Genomic DNA, 19,170 nt, shown 5'->3' on the forward strand with positions numbered 1-19,170 from the left:
TACGTCGGACGGGGTGTCATTACTACTGCAACTTATGAAGCACGCGGTCTAGGCGTCGGCTCAGGCATGGGTCTCATGAAGGCAGCCAAATTAGCTCCCGACGCCTACCTACTACCAACGGACTTCGAATCCTACCGGCATTACTCAAGACTGTTTAAAGCCGCTGTGGCCTGTATTGCACCCAAGATTGAAGACCGTGGCATTGACGAAATATACATCGACTTGAGCGAACTTCCTGGTGATACGATGGTTCTCGCCCAATGCATCAAACAAGCAGTGCACGATGCCACTGGACTTTCTTGCTCCATCGGTGTGACACCAAACAAATTATTATCAAAAATTTGTTCGGACTTGGAAAAGCCGAACGGCCTGACTATTCTTGGTCTACCAGATATCCCGAGTCGAATCTGGCCATTGCCGGTCCGAAAAGTTAATGGTATCGGTCCTAAAATGACTGAAAAGCTCGCAACACTTGGTATAACTACGATCGGAGAGCTGGCAAAAGCAGAACTCCCAATTCTGCAGGCGCATTTTGGTCGTAGCTCAGCCTGCTGGCTGAATGAGATTTCGCATGGTATCGATAAGCGTGCGGTGATCACGAGTTCAGAACCTAGATCGATAAGCCGCGAAACAACCTTTGAGCGCGATCTTCATGCGCGGCACGACCGGGTCACACTGTCAGCAATATTCACGGATCTATGTGCTCGTTTAGCAGAAGATCTTAAGCGCAAGGGGTACCAAAGTCGCACCATTGGCATTAAGTTGCGATACGAAGATTTCCGTACAGTGACCCGCGACCTTACTCTGCCGGTGTCTACTGACGACGCCGATACCATTCGTCGCGCGGCCAGGGAATGCCTGCGACGCGTTCCTCTCGATCAGAAGTTGCGCTTGTTAGGCGTTCGAGCCGGCACACTATCCTTAGGAAGCGCCCAGAAAGAGGACGGCGGCGTATCACGTCAAGGCGAGTTGCCGCTTACGTTGCCGCAATGTTCAACATAAATGAAGATTACACGGCTCAGCGCCTTCGAGGAAGCGGGAATGCAGATGCGCCCGCCCGTCAAGTCGATCTGTAGGTCTTGTACTGCCACCGATCGATCAACGCACGCAAATCGTCTTCACCAATGCGTGCCATGGCCTGGAGAATCGTATAATCCGATGCCAGGTCTGCCATTTTCCCCGAAGAAGCCAGCGCTACGTACAGACGCGAGGATGGCACTTGCACGTTTGAGCCAGAACTGATTGCCGTTGAATTGCTGTTACAGCGCGATTTGCTTGCATGATTGCTCCTGGAAAGAAGCAAGGGCAATCTCCCGATCCGGAAGTGCCCCCGCACATGGAAAAATAGCCCGACGAGCGGGCTATTGATTGAGTACGGCGTAAGCCGGTACCGATGAATGACTATCGCGGCGAAACCGAGATAGAAACGCGAATCTGCTGGCCCGGATCGTAAGGCATCACAGTTGTATATGAATGGCCGTTGTAGTCGTAGGTCACCACATACCCGTTCATTCGACTGGTGACGTTGTTTTCCCAATGGCAGGAGCGCGAAGGCTCGCCATGGTATCCATTGCCACGGTTGTCGAGACGATCCCCAGTCATTGCACCGGCGATCGCACCTACAGCAGTCGCTACCGTACGGCCATTCCCGCCGCCGATCTGGTTGCCCAGGAGAGCGCCGGCAACGCCGCCGATAATGGATCCGCCCGCACTGCGGTCGGAACTGCCTTGATAGCTCACAGGTATGTTTGCAGAGTCGCAAACCTGTTGCTGTTGCACATAACGCTCCTGGTTCGGGGTCACGTTGATAACGCGAGCGATATCATCGAAAGAAGCCGCGAATGAGGAAGCGAATGGCAGCACACTTGAAAACACGAGTGCGCCCAACTTGAGCAGATTGATGCGTACGTTCATTTGAAACTCCTGTATGAATGATCATGCGAGGAATTCCATCCCGTAACGGGAAAGATTCCCCGCGCGGGTGTGAAAATGCTGATTGCTCAGCTGCTTATTGCCGTGCGAGCACGGACAAAAATTCAGTTTGCTGCTTGATCCAGTTGCGCCCTTGCTTCTTTGGCCAACATCGCCAACTCAGACCAGTCTTCGCCACTAAGGTGCGACCGCGACGCATGCATCTGACTGGCGCGTTCGACCTTTTCGGTCATTCGCACCAACAAACGTTCGAGATCTTCGGCGTACTGCATTGCTGAGGCCATGGCCGTTTGCGTCGCCTTCAGGCTCAGTTGAGCGTATCCGCTGAGCTGACGATAGAGAACGCCTGATAGAAATTGATGGTCGCCAAGTCACCCTCGCTGTCATACACGAAGAATCGGCCATCATTATCAAACCGGCCTCGCTCGATTGCTGTCTCAGTGAAAGTCATCGAAAATTCGTGGTCATCGCCCCTCCAGGCTATGCGGACCACCTCATTGAAGGGTTCGCCCGTCCAGTCGGAGAGAGTCCAGGAATGGGGCAACATCGGCCCGAAATCAATGGAAACGGCCGTGGCGTGATTCAAACGAGCCAAAAACTCGATGGCGATAGGGTTCTGTGTAACCTGCATGGGGACTCCTTTTACATATGAGATGCGAGGAGCCCCATAGCGGGGTGCCCCGCGTGGGTTAGAAATGCTGATTGCTCAGCTGCTTTTCCGTGCACAGGCACTTAGAAAACTCTGGTCTATGACTTACCGCATAGATCAGTATTTTCAAAAAAGCGGGTGAATTGGCTGAAAGCCGGCCGCATTGCTGAATGCGGCAATTGAATATGCTGATTTACGTCAGCTCGTACCACAATTTTGCAGGTGGCCGATGTTTCCGTCAAGCCAATTTAACCTTCCGTTGCCTACTTTTTCAGGGTCAGCAACGCGACGCTTACTCCGGTCCCGTCAAACTCGTCGCTATAGACCTCACTCCAGGTATGGCTCCAGCCTTCCACTAGCGTTTTGTTGCGCAAACCGGCCGGCAGAATCGCCACCAGCCGTCCCGATTCGCGCAGGATTGAGACTGCGTGCTTGACGTGCTCCCTCCCGCGGCCGTCCCCGTACGGCGGATTCATGCAGATCCGGTCAACTTTTTGAGCCGGCGCCCAGCTCAGGAAGTCCGCACAAATGGTTGCAAACCCCTTCCCTTCCAATACCTTGCAATGCAGCGGGGAGATTTCAATGCAGGTCGTGCGGTCAGGCGGTAGGAAAGCGGCAAGCGCTCCCAAGCCGGCGGATGGCTCCACGACCTGATCAGTATCGCCAATCTCGGCGAGATCGACCGCGAGAGCGGCTAGCTTTTCTTTTGTTGGGTAAAACTGATGCGATTTAGCCTCTGGCACAGTGCCGGTGCGCGTGATCTCATTAAGCGCGTCGCTGACTTCGTAATCGAACTTCCAGTCAAAAGCGCCACCCGGAACGCCGCCCAAATATTGCAGAACTAGGCTGGTCTCCTGATCGATCTTGAGGCCGTCCAGGAAGAACGACAGGCTTTTGGTATCCCGGTTGAATCGCCCCTTTTGAAGTTCGTGGATGACTTTGAATGACAGCAGATTCTGTTGCAGCGGGTAATCCTTGCGGGGTTTGGCCGGCTTTGCGCGTGAAGCCGGCGGGATGGCCATCGGGTGAAGCCAGGCGAGTACTTGATTGAGCCGCCACGCCATGTCAGGGTGAACCTCCATGTGCGCGGTCCCAACCTTGAACAGTTTGACCCTGAACGCCCCGCCGTCGAAGCTATGCCAGACCCCGAACTTCGTCCGGTGATTCATTCGGTCAATTTCTTTATACGTCAGGTTTGACAGCGGCTCGTCGCGCCCCATGAATTTGGCAATCACGCAGCGCAAGTCGTGGATGTAATTGGTCACATCGTGGTTCGTCGTCCCATAGCAGCTGATCGCCCGACTGATGATCATCCGCTTGCTAAAGCCTTGCGGCTGATTCGTGACGTGTGAACCTGACAGCGCACGGAAAATTCCGTCTACCTTTTGCGCGAAAAATTTTTCTCGCTGGGAGAGTAGCGCGGTCATTGTCTCCCTGACTGTTGCCGGCTCGTATTCCGGTGTGCTGTGGGTGCGGAGCTGTTCGTTCCATTCATTGCGATCCTTGGCCGGCATCACTTCCAGGATATTCGTCATGCTGATCGTCTTGGACCAGAATACGGCATCGAGCGCCTTGATCGCCGGCTCCTGTTCAAACACGCTTGGTAGCGAAAACCCATAAGCGCGATGGCCGATTACCGCGGCAGCGCTGAAATGTCGCATGGCGTGCTGTTCCTGTTGCGCAAACTCCGATATCCGAACGATTGCCTCCCGCTCCTTGCGGTATTCAGAAAACAAGGCGTCCAATGGTGTATAGGCAGCGAGTTGATTGGAATTGGCTTCGAATGGGCCGGCATCGAGAATTTGCATGAATTGGCATGTGCCGCCGAAGGCTGGCATGGTCGGTCGTTGTAGATGGGATCAGACTATCGCAAGAAGCCCGCCCGTCAAGGTGTGTGAGCGTCGCGATACAGCCGCACATCGATAGCTCCTGAATATGAAGGCCATATTGCTTTCGCCTCCTCTGCCGTCATCGATCGCTCAGACGACCCTATTCCCCTACGCACCATTTTCCATCCGGCATTTCGGAGTGATATGTAATTGTTCCATCGTCATTGACATCAAGCCATTCTTCAGTATTACCATTCTCCCAATGGAAAATTGTGATAGACATAGCTATTCCTCAATACCGTTTAAATGTCACTCTAGCGCTCAAGCGCACGATCGCGGCTCTTCCCAAGGTAAGCGTTCTCACAACGAAGATAAACACTAGCCAGGCAGCTTTCACATATTACTTGTCCCCCGCATCAGACGCGGTGGTCGTAGATAAAACGGCGTACCTTGAGCGCCGTGATGCGCGAGCCGTCCGGATGCGCCGGGTTGATGAGAACGTTATCCTCCTCATTGATAATCACCGACGGAACTGCCAACAAGGCGGTTCTTCCAGACTTCAGCCAGTCCGAGCCACCTGTGCGCGACACCAGCCCTTCGGGGATCGCGTCCCAGCCCACCGGCGGCGGACGAACCATGATTTCGCGCGTAAGCCAGATGTCGTCAGGGACGTCGATGCGCACCAAATAACGGTTCCATGGCAGCTTGCCACCCTTGCCAAAGTGGGCCCGGGTCTCCCAGGCGGCCAGCGAGATCGATGTGGCCGCATAGGTCACATGCTCGCCCGTATGGTTCCAGCGCGCTCCCTTGTGGGCCGCACCCTTGCCGGCCATGTCTTCGGCCGTCCACAGCGGCGTGTCAGAGGCCACGCGCCACAGACTGACCGTCACGCTACGAGCCCGCCTCTCATGCGTTCGAGCACCTGTTCAACGACACGTTGCCCTTCGGGGTTGCGGAGCATCTCGGCAGGAGTCTTGCCGCCTAGCTCCGGAAGCTCCTCGTGCATCCATTGAGCAACCCAACCCTCCAGGTCGAAGTCTTTCATCTGCCCTGGGTCGCCGCTCTCATCGAGCAACCTTCGTAGCGTGGCGACCACGCGTAAGTAGCCCATGATGCGGTGCCCCGCGGCATCTGGCAGCGGCTCTTTGGCGGCCTCTTTGCGTATGAAGGTCGTCTGCGACACCCCCGCGAGATTCATGATTGCTGTGGCGGACTCTCCAGTTGCACCTGCGATTATTTTCACGACATTGGTCGGGACGCCTGCTTCCACGGCGTCGAATAATACGACCCCGGTCGATTCACTCACGCGGATAACGAGATCGCGCAATTTGCGACGCAATTCCTTGTTATTCGTGCTCAATTTCGTCCGCAGTGTGGAGGTCCAAAAATCACGCCCCGCCGGTGCCGACGTGACCAGAAGGTCGGTTTCTGCGGCGCCCCCCACCTTAACCCTGGATCGGGCTCGTACTTCCTCTGTGGCGCTCATAATATTATGCCATTTGGTTGGTTTGTATAAGTCAAATGGTATGTCATAAGGGTCGGTTGTTCAAGGACATTTTTACATGACAAAATAACCATTCTTTAGCAACCGCCGGCATGTTGAACTGGTTTCGGGTGTCTGCGCCGCGCATGAATCGGATGGGTCGTGTGGGATTCTCCTCCCGCCCCTTAGCTGACTTCCGATAGAGTTATTTCAGCAGCCTGTTAGGCCACGATTGGCATCCTGTAAGGAATCACATTAGACTGGGTTATGGATGCCCGCAATGACAGGACTCGTCCTCCGCTCTCACAGTATCAAAAGAAACGGAATTTTTCTTGGCGAAGCTGATGATTCTGGGCCAGCGCTACGCCATCCAGGCAAATATTGAGACACTGACCCCCGAAACATTCACGCACGTCGCCAACACAAAGATGAAGCTGCTAAAGCCTGCGCTGACCATTCTCAAAAATCGTGATATGGCGGCCATGAAGAAGTTTGAGGATTTGCTGCCACTCGATGAGCAACTCGAAGCGATGATGTCGCACCAGGCGCCGCAAATCTCCATCAGTACCTTGGCCGCGCTACGAACCACCATGGCCGCCAATCCTTCCTCACCGGCCTCGCCGGAAAAACAGGCGGTCGCGGTAACGATGCCATCGGCACCCAAGATCATTCCGGCCGCGCAGCGAATCGCGAACCACCCGGATCCGATGGCCGCCTTGTCCGCAGAAGGATGGCTGGCGGACGATGCCTTTGAGTTTTCTCCCGCCTACCGCGCCAGCGCGTAGGCATTGCCAGTCGCTGAAATTGAAGCGAAATCATGGACGGCGAAGCGACAATTCCTCGCCTGCATTTTTTTCCGTCGCGGTTGCCCGACGAAACCCTGCACAGCCGCGTGTCGCGCCTCCACACCCTGTCGGGCAATCTGGACGACAGGCATACTTTGCAGGACGCGTTCGGCTCGCATACCCTGGTGGCGACGTCGCACCTGCCAAGCCATCTCAATGCCCTCTCATCCAGGCTACCCGACGCTTTATGTGCCAGCGCGGAGGACTTTCTAGAACAGTCAACCCTGTTTCCCTATTTCCGACCATTTCTTCAACCCGCCCAAGTGGAGAACTGCCGCGCAGCCATGTGCAGCAATAACGCCGGGGAAGTAAAGGTTGCCATCGGACTGGTGGCCAGCAGGATAGGCGGCCGCAACGCATTAAGGTTCTACCGCCAATGTTGTATCGAAGACGCGCTGCGGTATGGTGTCGCGTACTGGCATCGGACACACCAGCTGCCTGGTGCATGGCTGTGCGTCGATCATGGCGAGCCGTTGGTCGAAGTTCACGCGAGTTGGCTTCGGTCTCATCGGCACAACCTGTTCCTGCCCATGCCAGAGCAGTTCAGCGGCTGTTCATCCGAACATTCGATTCGTGCCAGCCATGCAGCCTGCCTTTCCAAATGCGCGGCGCTCAGCGTTGAGTTACTGGGATCGAATCAGACTCCGCTTGATCCAGGCGTCCTGCGGTCCTTTTACCGCGACTGCGCCACCCAGCAGGGATGGATAGACGCACATGGAAGAATATGCGCGGCTGCCGTTCACAGATCCGCTATGGAATTCTGCGGCCAGTGGCCGCTCGACCAGGACTTTCGGTTCATTCAAGACGAGCATTGGATCTTCAAATTGCTGCACAAGCATCGCGGCTCGATGCATCCGCTCAAACACGTGGCCATGCTGATTTTGCTCAGGAGCGACTGGCGTAGTTTGCTTAGTTACTGCCGGACTCGCCGCACGCCGCCCACACCGGTTCCGCCACAGCGGCCGCGAATTTGTTCTCCCCCCGAGACAATAGCGCCGGTCAATTACCCACAGGCGACTCGGCCCAAGATACTTAAAGGGGAAAAACTGAAAGGGCTACGCTTTGCTTTGGCGACGACCGATTCGTTGCAGCAGATCGCTCAAGTTCACAGTGTTTCCCTCCCATCCCTATACCGCATTCTGCGCAGAGAACCGGCAGTGGCTGCTGCACGCAATGATCGCCATCGTGACATGCGCAGGCAGCGATTCATTGACGAACTGCGAGCGATGCCCCCGAGGCGCGCGCAAGACTATATGTGGCTGTATCGGAATGATCGCGCCTGGTTGGATCAGCAAACAGCCCTACAATTAGAACGCCCAAGCAAGTCCGCACAGTGGCGCGTGGACTGGAACAAGCGTGACATCAAACTTACGCAAGCAGTACGGCATTGGGCCATGGTGTTTTACGCCACCATACCGCCCATCAGAGTTTCAAAGACGCTGGTCGCCCGATCCACCGGAATGCAGACGACAATAGAAAAGTATGCATCGCGACTCCCCTTGACGGTGGCGGCGATAGCGCAAGCAACGGAGAGCGTTGAAGACTTTCAGTGTCGGCGCCTGGAACGGGCCGGGGAAGAACTGATGGCCTTCGGCCAGCCGCTCCTGCCGTGGGAAATTTTGCGAATTGCTGGCGTGAAGCCCCCTTTGCTACCAGCCGTAGTACGAACGTTAGCCAAAATCACCGGAAGTTGAATCCCCTACGAGCCATCTGTTCCGAATTAAATAGAGCTCCTAAAGCTCAGGGACGAAATTCCAATAGGTTTCCTGTTTCCGCCCTTCCAGTGCTAGTGCACGCATTCTGTCCGGTTTGAGCCTTCAGGCCTTGGAGTCTTATGACCCTTCGTGATGTCTTAGGGATAGAGGACGTATGCTGGCCGGTCACCTAGATGCCGCCGGTTTTCGTCTAAGGATGACGTATCCAGCGCGTAAGCTCGAAGCAGCCACCTTGCTTGCCCACCAACGCCCCCTCCTACAAGGCCGCGGCCGTGCAGGCAAAGCCGATTGCTGACAATAAGCACATCACCTGGTTCGATTACAACTTTGTCGACCACCGTGTTGCACGCCCGTTCAAGATTGTCCGAAGCGGATTTCGCGTCCCCTCCTAGAACGGTGGGTTTTACCGAACTATGGCTATAGCGAACTATTGTTCCAGGCGGCGCGTCCTTCAGAACAGGCTCATCGACAGCGGTGTGAACGTTGCTTAGGATTTCCCTCATGCCTTCCCAGAAGGTAAATTGCGACTCGATCGTGTACTGATCTTTCTTCAATTCAGCAATATCGCCAGGCGACAGTTCTCTAAGCACGTCCGCGAGAGCCATTACCGTGGTCGGAACTGCGTCAGGATTGCGCAGACCCACCAAAGTCACTAAATCAGGGGAGGGGGCAATTCGCGGATCATTGGCGTCAAACTCGCCGTTGAAAGGAAAGCTTACGCCATCCGTGTGACCGCGCATGCTCCCGATGGATTTATCCGCGTATCGACCTTCTCCCGAGATAGCGACAAGGTTTACGAAAAGGGCGCCGTCGTTCTCAGTTCCGTAGGAGACGGTCTCCTTGCCCAGAAAACCATGTACTGCCAACGCAGCTGCACGACCAGCGACAACGCTGTCCGCGTCAGGCACGGGCGTGAACCAGTCTGGCGTTTCAGGGAGGTCGGCCGACACGAACACCTGCCTAAGGTGAAAGTATGGAGAATCCAGCACGACTTGGCGCGCAGCTTCCAAATCAAAGTCCGCCTCGACCAACTTCTGCTCAACCGCTGCCGCCAGCCGGGTGCTGAGGGGGGAAGGATTGCTAATGTCGATAAGCCGCTGGTCAGGCGGTGTAGCCTGAATCCATGCATTTACGGCGCTCTTTACAGCCGTAGCCAGGTCCCGCTCCTGCATAACAATTCCCTAAAATTTGTTGATACATTATTGATATAAGCCTACACTGTTGTCAAGGGGGTGAGCGCGCACCGCCATTTGCTATGGGAGGCACCTATGAATTCCACACTTAATTGTGCAGACATTACACGAGGACAAGTACTTTTGTCTCGACTGCCAGATTGCTATTTTGCCATTCTTAGAACATTCGATCTTCAACAGATAGATGGGAATGAGGTGGCTTGCACATTCGAAGTTCCGGGCAATGGAAGATGGACGGCGACGGCTGCCTCTTCCATCGAAGCGATTCGCTCGGCTCTTATCGAGCTTGCTTCGTTAATAGACACGCCGTTCTTTTCGGAATCTGAACATCTGATCAGTGCCAATGTTTCTTCAACCGGAGAAATTCAATCGTCTTCCGATACAAAGTCTGCGCGACTTCGCTCAAAGACCCGACAGCTTACGGTTGGCGTATCTATGCCTACGAGTCTAAAGGAGCGTCTTACTGTACTCGCAGACTCTCAGGGGGGAAGCTTTGCTGAGGTCGCTCGAAGGTTTGCATTGTTTGGTTTCGAGGACTTCGTGGACAGGTCTCTTTTTGTTAGCTCAAAATCGCTCTTCGACCTGCTAGATCGAGAACTCAATAATTGGCAGCACTCAGACTCTGAACAAGTGATGCTGAGGCTAGATCCTGGTCATGCAGTGCGTATGAGGACTGCTGCTATGGAACATGGGAAATCTGCATCCGAGTTGGGTGCTCTTTGCATGGCTCATGGACTCGCAATGCAGGAACAGTTGGTATTACTTGAGGCGAAGGTAACCAACTGCAAGGGGCCGGCCATACGCTCGCTCTTGACTCAAGTGGGATTGGGTTCCTATGCGGCCTCTCTTCTCTCTGGAGTTCTTGCTGGCCACATCAGAGCACCTAAGTCAATTCTTAAAAGGCTTGCGAACGTCTTTGAGGCACCAGAGACGCTATTGACGACGCTTTTCAGGCGCTCCTTTGAAAGCCGAGTAGTTCCCTCATTTAAGGCGGAGCACGGAAAACCTGAGGTCTCCCACGCTGCAACATCGTGGGACGTGGCGGTGAAGTCGTTAAATCTCCCCTCGGATCAAACCAAAGAGCTTCTTGACATAGGGGCTAAACGCATATGAATCTCTTCCAACGCGCTCGAGACGAAGCTCATGCGATCAGAGAAAAGCTGGCGCCGGGACGAGCTCATACACCGGTATCAGCAAGTGAGCTCATCCATCAAGTCGAGGGGATCCTGAATATCGCAATCGAGCAAGTTGCCCCGACCTACGCAGATTTAGGAGGGGGAAGCGCGGTCCTTCAGCGGGAACAACAATTTATCTACGTCAGTACGAGCGTAGACAATTGGAGTGACGAATTCTGCGGATTAGTCGCACATGAACTTGGGCACTTCTTTCTCGATAGCTCACACGCTCCTGTCACTGTAGCTCACCTGAGTACGCTCTTCGGTGGCGACGGATCGCCCGGAGTAATGAAGGTTGAGGCGTACGGTGCTCGGGAACGTCAAGAGCTTCAAGCCAACGTTTTTGCGCGTGAACTGCTTTTACCTCGAGATGTAGCGCGGAACCTCGCAGTTGCAGGTAAGGGCTCGACCGAGATTGCAAAGCTGCTTGGCGTCCCACGCGAATTTGTTCGTCAGCAGATGCTTGACGCGTTACTCTTACCGGAGGCGACAGCTACATCAATCTCGTTAAGTCCACCAAGCCCAGACCAGCTCGCCGCAGCGATGGCTGAAGAGCGCGCCGCAAACGTCGTGGCGGGACCCGGAACAGGTAAGACGACGACTCTGATTCACCGGGTCAAATACCTTGTGGAAGTGAAGAAAGTACATCCCAGCCAAATTATTGTTCTGACGTTTACAAACAAGGCCGCATTTGAACTGGTCGAGCGACTCAGGAGTGCCGGCATTAATGATGCTGCTGAGATCTGGGCTGGCACATTTCATGCGTTTGGTCTTGAGTTTCTACGTAAATATCACCAGCGTTTTGGACTAGATGCAGACTTGAACGTGGCGGACCATCTTTCGTCTATGACCATGTTGGTAGCAGGGCTCCCCCGCGTGGACCTAATCCATTTTTCGCGTGTGGAAGATCCCTATGAATGGCTATCCCCAGTCATTGAGAGCATCACGCGTCTCAAAGAGGAACTCGTTACGTCCGCTGATTATCGACACTTCGTTGAGAGCCATCCTATTCAGGACCTGGAACTGCAGCGAAAAAGGCTGGACGTTGCAACGATCTACGAGCTGTATGAGACCTTGCTTGTAGAGCGCAGGACTGTCGATTTCGTCGACTTGATCGCTAAACCTGCAGTCGCGCTCAAGGCCGACCGAACGCCGTTCGCGGAGGTTGCTGACCAGTTCCAATACGTCATGGTCGACGAGTACCAAGACGTTACACAAGCAATGGTCGAGATGCTACGTCAAATCTCCCACAAGAAATCCATTTGGGTAGTTGGTGATGTACGTCAGGCCATTCATCACTGGCGTGGTGCATCGCTTAAGAGCCTTTTGAAGTTTGACACCGTGTTCAAAGCACATGCCGGTGGGACTAAAATTCAGCGCTACCCGCTTAGCAATAACCGAAGAAGTGCTCAAGAGATCGTCGACCTCACACAGCATGTAGGACGCATTCATATGCTGGAGTCGGAATTGCCTCTGGATGAGGTGAATGCGACCAAAGGACAATGTGGAGAGAAACCATTTGTTGTCACCTGTTCTGAACGGGATGCCATCCTCGGTTCCGTTCTTCAGAACATCTCGGCATTACGCCATCGAGGTGTATCGTTCGGCCAACAAGCAGTTCTTTGCCGGGGTACCGCAGACGTACAAAAGGCCTCAGAACTCCTTGCCAGCCAAGGCATTCCCGTCATCTACATCGGAGATTTGGCGCAGCGTACGGAAATAAAACAGCTGCTCTGCCTGGTGCAATTGCTTGTGGAGCGTAGACCGAAGGCGCTGATTGGTCTATCTGGTATAGCCGGATTGAGCATGTCTATGAGTGACATAAAATTGCTTCTCCAGGCTGCCGAAGGAAACGTGGCATATCAACGTGGCAGATGGCTGCATGCGCCTCCTCCCGGGCTCTCGAAGGCCGCGTATTCCGTTGTCGCTAACCTGCGACAGTTAATTGGTGAGCATCGCCACAGCTCCAACCCATGGGAATTTGTGTGTGACCTTTTGCTCGAGAAGCGATTTGGCCTTCCTCCCATCTCTGATGTGTCCGTCCAAGCGTGGGTGAAACGAATTGCCCTGTGGCAGTTCGCCTATTCCGTTCGTAATGGTAATGGCGAAATGAAGGAGGCACGCCTTTCCCGCTATCTGATGCGCCAACGTCTTCGCCAGCGTATTGGGGATAGCCAAGTGCAACGTGAACTTCCTCCAGAGGCAGCAAGCCTTGATGGCGTGCGCCTTATGACAGTACATGGAAGCAAGGGGCTTGAATTTGAAGCGGTGCACGTCGCGTACGTCACCGCAGACCACTACGGTGGACAGAAGCCTAGCTGGAGCCCGGAGGGTATTCTGGATATTGTGCCCCCAGAGGCACTCGGTAGCAGCTTAGCGGAATATGAGAGCGAGTCTGCGGTCGAGCGAAACAACCTGCTGTATGTTGCTGTCTCTCGTGCAAAGCGTCACCTCTACCTATACCAGGACAACAAGTTCGGCAGCCACACACTTGTGCCACAACTCACTCACTACCCTCCGAGATTTACTCCTCACGTCTACAATGGAGCGGTGCTGAAGGCGGCAAGGGCTGCGGCAACGCAAACATTCGTTGCGCCGAATACCCTGAGCTTTGAAGATTTCAGTTCGTACGTGCGATGCCCTCTTAGCTACTGGTATTCTCAAGTTTGTGGGCTCAAAAGTGAAGCGGATATTGATGTCTCGATTCGAGCTCGTCGAGCAGTGCTTGACGCTCTGAAAGCTGTGGCGTCGGGCGTCTCGGGTTCGCCTAACGCATCGCTCGAAGCTGCTTGGGCTACTCGAATGCTACCTTCTGCAATTGAGGATCCGTCACTTTGGAGGGACGTTCAAAATGCGCTGAGCCGTGGCGTTGCGCTCGTCAGAACCGCCCAGAAGCGCGGTGGCTACTACTACGAGCCGTCGGCGGCCGTTGGTGGCGTCACCGTACAGATGCCTTGGGGCTTTGCAATTAGCAGCGGCCATTCGCTTGAGTATGCGATGGTGAGGTTTGCGCGCCGAGGGGTTTCAGACCTTTCCACTGTACTTAAGCCCTTTGTGCCAGGGCTCAACGTTCCTGGCCCCAAAAAGCTGACATTGAACTACGTCCTTTCTGACACTGTAGACGATGTCCCAGGCGCGAAGAAGATTGAAGCAACAAAATCTTATGGGGCAGCAATACGATTCCTTACAGGGGACAACAGTCCAACCATAGGTCATCATTGTGCTCGGTGCGACTTCTCAACAATTTGTCCTTCGTCGCCGAGTTAATTGGAACTATACCCTGCACGCGGAGGCATAAACCTGAAGCGGAGCCGGGAGCAGAGTTTTTGCTTCGCCAGTTCATTAACGCAGTTGGCGCGTTTGGCCAAGGAATTTGACTGCCGTGTTCCGACGAGCCGGGGCCAGAGAGGCGCAATGACGGGTACGCGGTCAGCGAAGTCGCAGAGCGGCCTGGCGTGAGCATCCATAGTCTGTACGCCTGCTCTTGTCTGTCTACAAAGTATCGAAAATCCACAATATCGTACTCGTACGGCGCGGATGGTGATGTGCGGCACCGAGGCAAGCGCCGCATGATGATCATGCCCTCGGTCGGACGCCGAACGACTGCATACGAAGGGGCAAGTTTTTTTCTGTCCACAGGCCACTCGGCCAATGGACACCACATCTGCTAAAGTGTTCAGCTGATCGCAGCTCCCAGCCGTGGCCGGAGCAGATATCACACACCGGAGGCTGAGTTGCCGTTGCGCATCGATTTTTCTGACATTCGAGAGCACAGGAGTACCCAGATGGGTGGCTTCGAAGAGCTCTGCTGCCAGCTGGCTGCCTTGGAGGACCCGACAGAGGGCTCACGGTTCGTTCGGAAAGGCCCGGGGGCGGATCAGGGCCTGGAGTGCTACCGCACGTACGCGGATGGGCGCGAAGTTGGCTGGCAAGCCAAGTACTTTATGAACGGGTTCGAATCGACCCAAATCAGCGATCTCGCCGAATCCCTGCAGCGCGCGATGGCCGCCCATCCGCAGCTGAAGAAATTCATTGTCTGCCTGCCTATCGACCTCCAAGACAACCGCTCCGGCAAGAAGCTGAGCCAGGTGCAGCGGTACGAGAACTGGCGCGATAGGAGCATCAAGGCCGCCGCGTCGCAGGGCCGAATCTTGGAAATCGAGCTTTGGAGCGCGTCAAGTATCATGGAGCGGCTCGGCCGCGATACCCCTGCCTACTCGGGGCGGGCCCGCTACTGGTTCGACACCGTCCGCTTCAGCTCGGCTTGGTTCCGCGAGAAGTTCGAGGTCCCGCGCCGCAATCTCGGCGAGCGGTACAGTCCTGAGAGCCATGTAGACTTGCCTATTCAGCAAGCCTTGCAAGCGCTTGCGCGTGATCCGGAACTGCTGAAAGAGCCGTTCGTCTGGGCCGCAGAAATCACGTACCGCCTCGACGGAGCGGCTCGCAACTTGGTGCGGCACGGCTTGACGTCCGCTGCTGACCGGATAAAGCGAGCCTACGAACCGCTGCTTGATGCCCTCACTGGTTCACCGGCTACGTTGGATGCTCATCTCCCCTTAGACACTTGGGTCGCACTGTCGGCGGCTGGCACGCAGAGCGTCTCGAGTGCGCTGACCGAGCTTCAAGACAAGGTCGCCGACAAGGACCATGTCATTGCTCGCAAGGACCTGTTCGATCTGTATTCCTCGGTAGACCACGTTCGGCGCGAGCTCGCAAGCATAAGTTGGCGTCTGGCGAACAAGCGGGAACTGGTCATCTCTGGACAGGCCGGCATCGGCAAGTCGCATCTAGTTGCCGACTTCGGAGCAAAGCAGCTCGAGCTGGCACGCCCTTTTGTCTTGGTTCTGACCGGAACCCTGACCGAGGCCGACCCTTGGGAACAGATTCGCGGGCAGCTGGACCTGGCGCAGGTTAGCACGAACGAGTTCCTCGGAGCTCTGGACGCTGCCGCAGAGGCCGCCGGTTGCCGGTCAGTGCTTGCAATTGACGCGCTGAACGAGAAGCACGGGGTCGACCTGTGGGAGACACGCCTTCAAGGGTTCGTTGCGCAGATGCAGCGATTCCCGCGCTTGGCATTGGTCTTGACGGTGCGCGACACGTACCTGCAATACCTCCCGCTGGAAGGACTCGAGCATGTCGTTCACCGTGGCTTCGCGGGTCATGCCGGGGCGGCTGCCAAGGCATACCTAGACCGGCGCGGTATTGCACGGCCCAGCTCGCCAAATCTGGCTCATGAGTTCGAGAACCCCCTGTTCCTGCGGACGTGCTGCTCATACCTTGACGCGGAAAACCTCAAGCAACTGCCCAAGGGCCTCGAAGGAATCACGGCAATTTTCAACTTCTACCTGTCGGCGGTGGCTAAGAAGGTAGAAAGAGAGCTGCGGCTTATTCCCCAGCAGAAGATTGCGCGCAAAGCACTCGACGAATTCCTTGACGGTTGCGCTACGTACGGGGACGGCGGCAGTTTGCCACTCGATGCGACGATTAAACTATTCGAGCGCTTCCACAATTCAGGGGGCAGAGTGGACAGGAGCCTTCTGTCGGCATTCCTCTCCGAAGGCGTGCTTACGCAGGAAGTCGAGCGCCGCAAAGGCAGGATTGTCGAAACCATCAGGTTTACGTTCGAGCGGCTGTCGGACCACCTGCGAGCCGGGCGCCTCGTCGCGCAAATTGACCCCGCCGACCTGCAGGGCTCAATCCGACGGGAGCCCCTGGGCACCTACTTTGGCCCTGAAGCATCTTGGCGCTTTGCTGGGGTCATCGAGGCACTTGCGGTCCAGTTTCCCGAGCGGTTCGGGTGCGAATTGTTCGATGTGCTGCCCAAGGACGCAATCCACGACCAGTCGCTAGCCGACGCTTTTGTAAGCTCGCTTGCCTGGCGTGCTCCCAATGCGTTCACGCAGCGGACGGTCGATTGGGTGTTCACGCTTTGCAAGCTCACCGGCCTATCTTCGTATGAGCTGCTGTTGCTAGTTTGCACCGAGCCGGAGAATCAGTTCAATGCCGAATGGTTGCACCATGACCTCTGGCAGCGTCCCATGCCTCAAAGAGACGCCGTGTGGTCTGTCTTCCTCGCGGAAGACGACTTGATCGAGGGAGGTACGGCCGAGTCCCTCATTGAGTGGGCTTGGCAGGTGGACGCCGGAGAGGTGGAACACCAGCGTCTATGGCTCGCTGCGGTCGCGCTAACTTGGTTTCTGTCCACCAGCAACCGCGCCGTGCGAGACCGTGCCACCAAAGCCTTGGTAAATCTGTTGTCCTCCAACCTCAGTGTTGCCGCTGCCCTGCTCGACAAGTTCAGTCAAGTCGACGACCCATACATTTCTGAGCGCCTTCTGGCTGCATGTTACGGGGCCGCGATGCAGGGAATAGACCGCGCGGGATGCACGGCCGTTGCGTCAGCAGTTTGGACCAACTACTTCGCCGGAGACCGCACACCGCCTCTTCATCTGCTGGCACGTGACTATGCGCTCGGCACCCTGCTGTACGCCCGAGCTGCTGAACAGTTGCCCCCAGAAGTCGACATTGAAGCCGGCAAGGCCAAGTTCAATTCGCCTTGGCCCTTGGAGCCAGTGACCGATGACGATCTCAAGGAGTACCGCAAGAAGGGGTACGGCGACTCCATTTTCTCGTCGACCGAAGAGCATGGGGATTTTGGTAACTACACCTTAGGCGCTTGGCTGCACGACATCACGAGCCTGCCGCGGGCGTTCGCGGGGCAGACCACCCAGCAGCTGTACGAGCTCTGGAAAACTGACTTCGAGGTCAAGGCTACGGCAGCGCAACTTCAGGTCTACACGGACCTGCTTCATGCGAGCTTGAACTACCGTCAACGACCCGACCGGGGTTGGTTCAGCGAGAAGGGTAAGGACGAGTCGGCGCGGCTGTGGGAAGAGCTGGCGCAGGCGAACATGGTTTTGAAAGACCAAATGTCCCCCGAGATGCTCGCTGAGTACAGCGGTTTCGCGGAGCAGCACCTGCTCGAGGCAACCAGGATGAACGACGACGGCAGGCGCCCGCCCGAGTTCGACCACGCGACCGTGAGGCGCTGGATATGCGTTCGTGCACACACGATGGGATGGACCGAGGATCTCTTCGAGAAGTTCGATGAGGGACCTCACATCTCTCGCGAGCGCATAGGCAATCACCGGGTCGAGCGGATAGGAAAGAAGTACCAGCACATCGCACTTGCAGAGGCCACGGCTCGGTTGACCGACAACCTCGTTTTGTCCTCCTACCACGACGATGGCAGGCTGCGGGCCTTCGAGTACGGCCCCAGCGGCCGCTACATGAAGAAGGATATTGACCCGTCACTCCGTGTAAGCAGCACGCAAGAGTCTGGCTGGTCCTCGACTCCAATCACCTGGTGGACGCCTTCCTCCCCACGGCTGCCATCCGGCGACACGGACCTGCTCCTTGTCTGGGTTTCGGTGGAAAGTGAGCTGTGCAACGGTCCCGAAGAGATTGAAGTGGTGAGCCCCGACAGTCACCGGTGGCTTGTGGTGCACAGCTCTCGCCATTGGAAAGTCCCGGGTCAGAGCAGGCGCAATCACGCAGAGGCTTGGTCCCATATCACGTGCTTGGTCACTCGCTTGGGTGCCGGCCCTAAATTGGCCAAGGACCTGTTGAGCAAGCAGCGTGGTGACTCGTCGAGACTGTCGGACGACGGGCGTCTGGAAGCCTTCTTGGGGGAGCACGGCTGGCGCGACGGGAAGGAAATTAATCTCTCGAAGGACACCTCCTTAGGTATTGCCACTCCCTACGCTGGGATCGTCGAATCCCTTACCGCCGAAGGCAATACCGAGGACAATTCGGTTGAGGAGTCGTTCACGCTCCACCTTCCGTCTGCTGCCGCCATGAAACTTTTTGACCTGCACCTTCGCAGCGGAAGGAAACCGGAATACGTTGACGCTGCAGGAGTTCTCAGATGGCAAGACCCCTCCCTACACACGCGTGGCGCCGGAGCAGGGGTAGTCTCTCGGGACTACTTCCTGGAACGCCTCGCCCGAGCCGGACTCGAGCCGGTGTGGATTCTCGCCGGCGAGAAGAACGTATATGCGGGTCAGGACTTGGGCGGCGGCAATGGGTTCGGTGGCCGCCTCCATCACACTACTGTGTTCACCGTTGATGGCGGAAGCTTGAAGCCGTTTGGTCAGAAAAACTATCTGCTCCAGCCCAGCAAGGAACAGTTGAAAGAGCTCCGGGAGAACCGATAAGGTAGGGCGGTCACGGCTAGTCCCATACCTTCGAGCATGCGGCCGGACTGGTCGCTAACTGTACCGGTCTTTAGGAAAGGCAGGCGAATGGCCGCAGTCACCAGTTAGCAGCCTAGCGAATCGGCGGCAACTT

At 55.9% G+C, this 19,170-nt stretch carries 13 protein-coding genes; 6 read left to right on the plus strand and 7 right to left on the minus strand.

Translation table 11 applies throughout. From position 1 onward, the window contains the following. Positions 1–1,002, plus strand: a 1,002-nt coding sequence (locus ACFOFO_RS16155) for a DNA polymerase Y family protein (RefSeq protein WP_390332018.1), incomplete at its 5' end; no start/stop codon positions are given. Positions 1,003–1,401: 399 nt separating this feature from the next. Here the strand turns inward: ACFOFO_RS16155 and ACFOFO_RS16160 are convergent. From ACFOFO_RS16160 to ACFOFO_RS16185, 6 genes are all read right to left on the minus strand, one after another. Continuing rightward, positions 1,402–1,914: a glycine zipper 2TM domain-containing protein gene (locus ACFOFO_RS16160; RefSeq protein ID WP_390329290.1), complete on the minus strand. Its 513-nt coding sequence runs from the start codon at positions 1,912–1,914 to the stop codon at positions 1,402–1,404. A gap of 122 nt (positions 1,915–2,036) precedes the next feature. Next, positions 2,037–2,204, minus strand: coding sequence for a hypothetical protein (locus ACFOFO_RS16165; protein WP_390332019.1), 168 nt, complete (start codon positions 2,202–2,204; stop codon positions 2,037–2,039). Between the two features lie 35 nt (positions 2,205–2,239). Then, the gene (locus tag ACFOFO_RS16170) at positions 2,240–2,563 is read right to left on the minus strand and encodes a hypothetical protein (protein WP_390329294.1); all 324 of its coding nucleotides are present in this window, start codon (positions 2,561–2,563) and stop codon (positions 2,240–2,242) included. Positions 2,564–2,844: 281 nt separating this feature from the next. Beyond that, a complete protein-coding gene (locus tag ACFOFO_RS16175) occupies positions 2,845–4,179 on the minus strand; it encodes a DUF4942 domain-containing protein (RefSeq protein WP_390329296.1) in 1,335 nt (444 codons plus the stop codon). Positions 4,180–4,826: 647 nt separating this feature from the next. After that, positions 4,827–5,300: an RES family NAD+ phosphorylase gene (locus ACFOFO_RS16180; protein ID WP_390329298.1), complete on the minus strand. Its 474-nt coding sequence runs from the start codon at positions 5,298–5,300 to the stop codon at positions 4,827–4,829. Continuing rightward, positions 5,297–5,896, minus strand: a complete 600-nt coding sequence (locus tag ACFOFO_RS16185) for an antitoxin Xre/MbcA/ParS toxin-binding domain-containing protein (protein ID WP_390332020.1) — start codon at positions 5,894–5,896, stop codon at positions 5,297–5,299. Before ACFOFO_RS16185 ends, ACFOFO_RS16180 begins: the two co-directional genes overlap by 4 nt. A gap of 329 nt (positions 5,897–6,225) precedes the next feature. On the opposite strand from ACFOFO_RS16185, the gene ACFOFO_RS16190 reads away from it, so the two are divergent. Both ACFOFO_RS16190 and ACFOFO_RS16195 read left to right on the plus strand, forming a co-directional pair. Next, positions 6,226–6,678 (plus strand): hypothetical protein, encoded by a 453-nt coding sequence (locus ACFOFO_RS16190; protein ID WP_390329301.1) that lies wholly within the window; start codon positions 6,226–6,228, stop codon positions 6,676–6,678. A gap of 32 nt (positions 6,679–6,710) precedes the next feature. Continuing rightward, positions 6,711–8,432, plus strand: coding sequence for a TnsD family Tn7-like transposition protein (locus ACFOFO_RS16195; RefSeq protein ID WP_390332021.1), 1,722 nt, complete (start codon positions 6,711–6,713; stop codon positions 8,430–8,432). Positions 8,433–8,590: 158 nt separating this feature from the next. Here the strand turns inward: ACFOFO_RS16195 and ACFOFO_RS16200 are convergent, their stop codons facing one another. After that, positions 8,591–9,625 (minus strand): Fe(II)-2OG oxygenase family protein, encoded by a 1,035-nt coding sequence (locus ACFOFO_RS16200; protein WP_390329306.1) that lies wholly within the window; start codon positions 9,623–9,625, stop codon positions 8,591–8,593. A 96-nt stretch (positions 9,626–9,721) separates the two neighbouring features. On the opposite strand from ACFOFO_RS16200, the gene ACFOFO_RS16205 reads away from it, so the two are divergent. The 3 genes from ACFOFO_RS16205 (at position 9,722) to ACFOFO_RS16215 (ending at position 19,037) form a co-directional block, all read left to right on the plus strand. Next, a complete protein-coding gene (locus ACFOFO_RS16205) occupies positions 9,722–10,759 on the plus strand; it encodes a hypothetical protein (RefSeq protein WP_390332023.1) in 1,038 nt (345 codons plus the stop codon). Next, the gene (locus ACFOFO_RS16210; RefSeq protein ID WP_390332025.1) at positions 10,756–14,088 is read left to right on the plus strand and encodes a UvrD-helicase domain-containing protein; all 3,333 of its coding nucleotides are present in this window, start codon (positions 10,756–10,758) and stop codon (positions 14,086–14,088) included. The genes ACFOFO_RS16205 and ACFOFO_RS16210 overlap by 4 nt, the downstream gene beginning before the upstream one ends. 518 nt (positions 14,089–14,606) lie before the next feature. Then, the gene (locus ACFOFO_RS16215; protein WP_390332026.1) at positions 14,607–19,037 is read left to right on the plus strand and encodes an NACHT domain-containing protein; all 4,431 of its coding nucleotides are present in this window, start codon (positions 14,607–14,609) and stop codon (positions 19,035–19,037) included. Positions 19,038–19,170: the final 133 nt, after the last annotated feature.

Origin of the sequence: Pseudundibacterium arcticum, from assembly GCF_042646465.1 — a bacterium.
GTDB classification, from domain to species: domain Bacteria; phylum Pseudomonadota; class Gammaproteobacteria; order Burkholderiales; family Burkholderiaceae_D; genus Undibacterium_A; species Undibacterium_A arcticum.

Coding starts and splice junctions, on each gene's coding strand:
- ACFOFO_RS16170 (WP_390329294.1), bottom strand. CDS start 2,563: ATGCAGGTTACACAGAACCCTATCGCCATCGAGTTTTTGGCTCGTTTG.
- ACFOFO_RS16210 (WP_390332025.1), top strand. CDS start 10,756: ATGAATCTCTTCCAACGCGCTCGAGACGAAGCTCATGCGATCAGAGAA.
- ACFOFO_RS16165 (WP_390332019.1), bottom strand. CDS start 2,204: ATGCAGTACGCCGAAGATCTCGAACGTTTGTTGGTGCGAATGACCGAA.
- ACFOFO_RS16215 (WP_390332026.1), top strand. CDS start 14,607: ATGGGTGGCTTCGAAGAGCTCTGCTGCCAGCTGGCTGCCTTGGAGGAC.
- ACFOFO_RS16185 (WP_390332020.1), bottom strand. CDS start 5,896: ATGAGCGCCACAGAGGAAGTACGAGCCCGATCCAGGGTTAAGGTGGGG.
- ACFOFO_RS16200 (WP_390329306.1), bottom strand. CDS start 9,625: ATGCAGGAGCGGGACCTGGCTACGGCTGTAAAGAGCGCCGTAAATGCA.
- ACFOFO_RS16205 (WP_390332023.1), top strand. CDS start 9,722: ATGAATTCCACACTTAATTGTGCAGACATTACACGAGGACAAGTACTT.
- ACFOFO_RS16195 (WP_390332021.1), top strand. CDS start 6,711: ATGGACGGCGAAGCGACAATTCCTCGCCTGCATTTTTTTCCGTCGCGG.
- ACFOFO_RS16160 (WP_390329290.1), bottom strand. CDS start 1,914: ATGAACGTACGCATCAATCTGCTCAAGTTGGGCGCACTCGTGTTTTCA.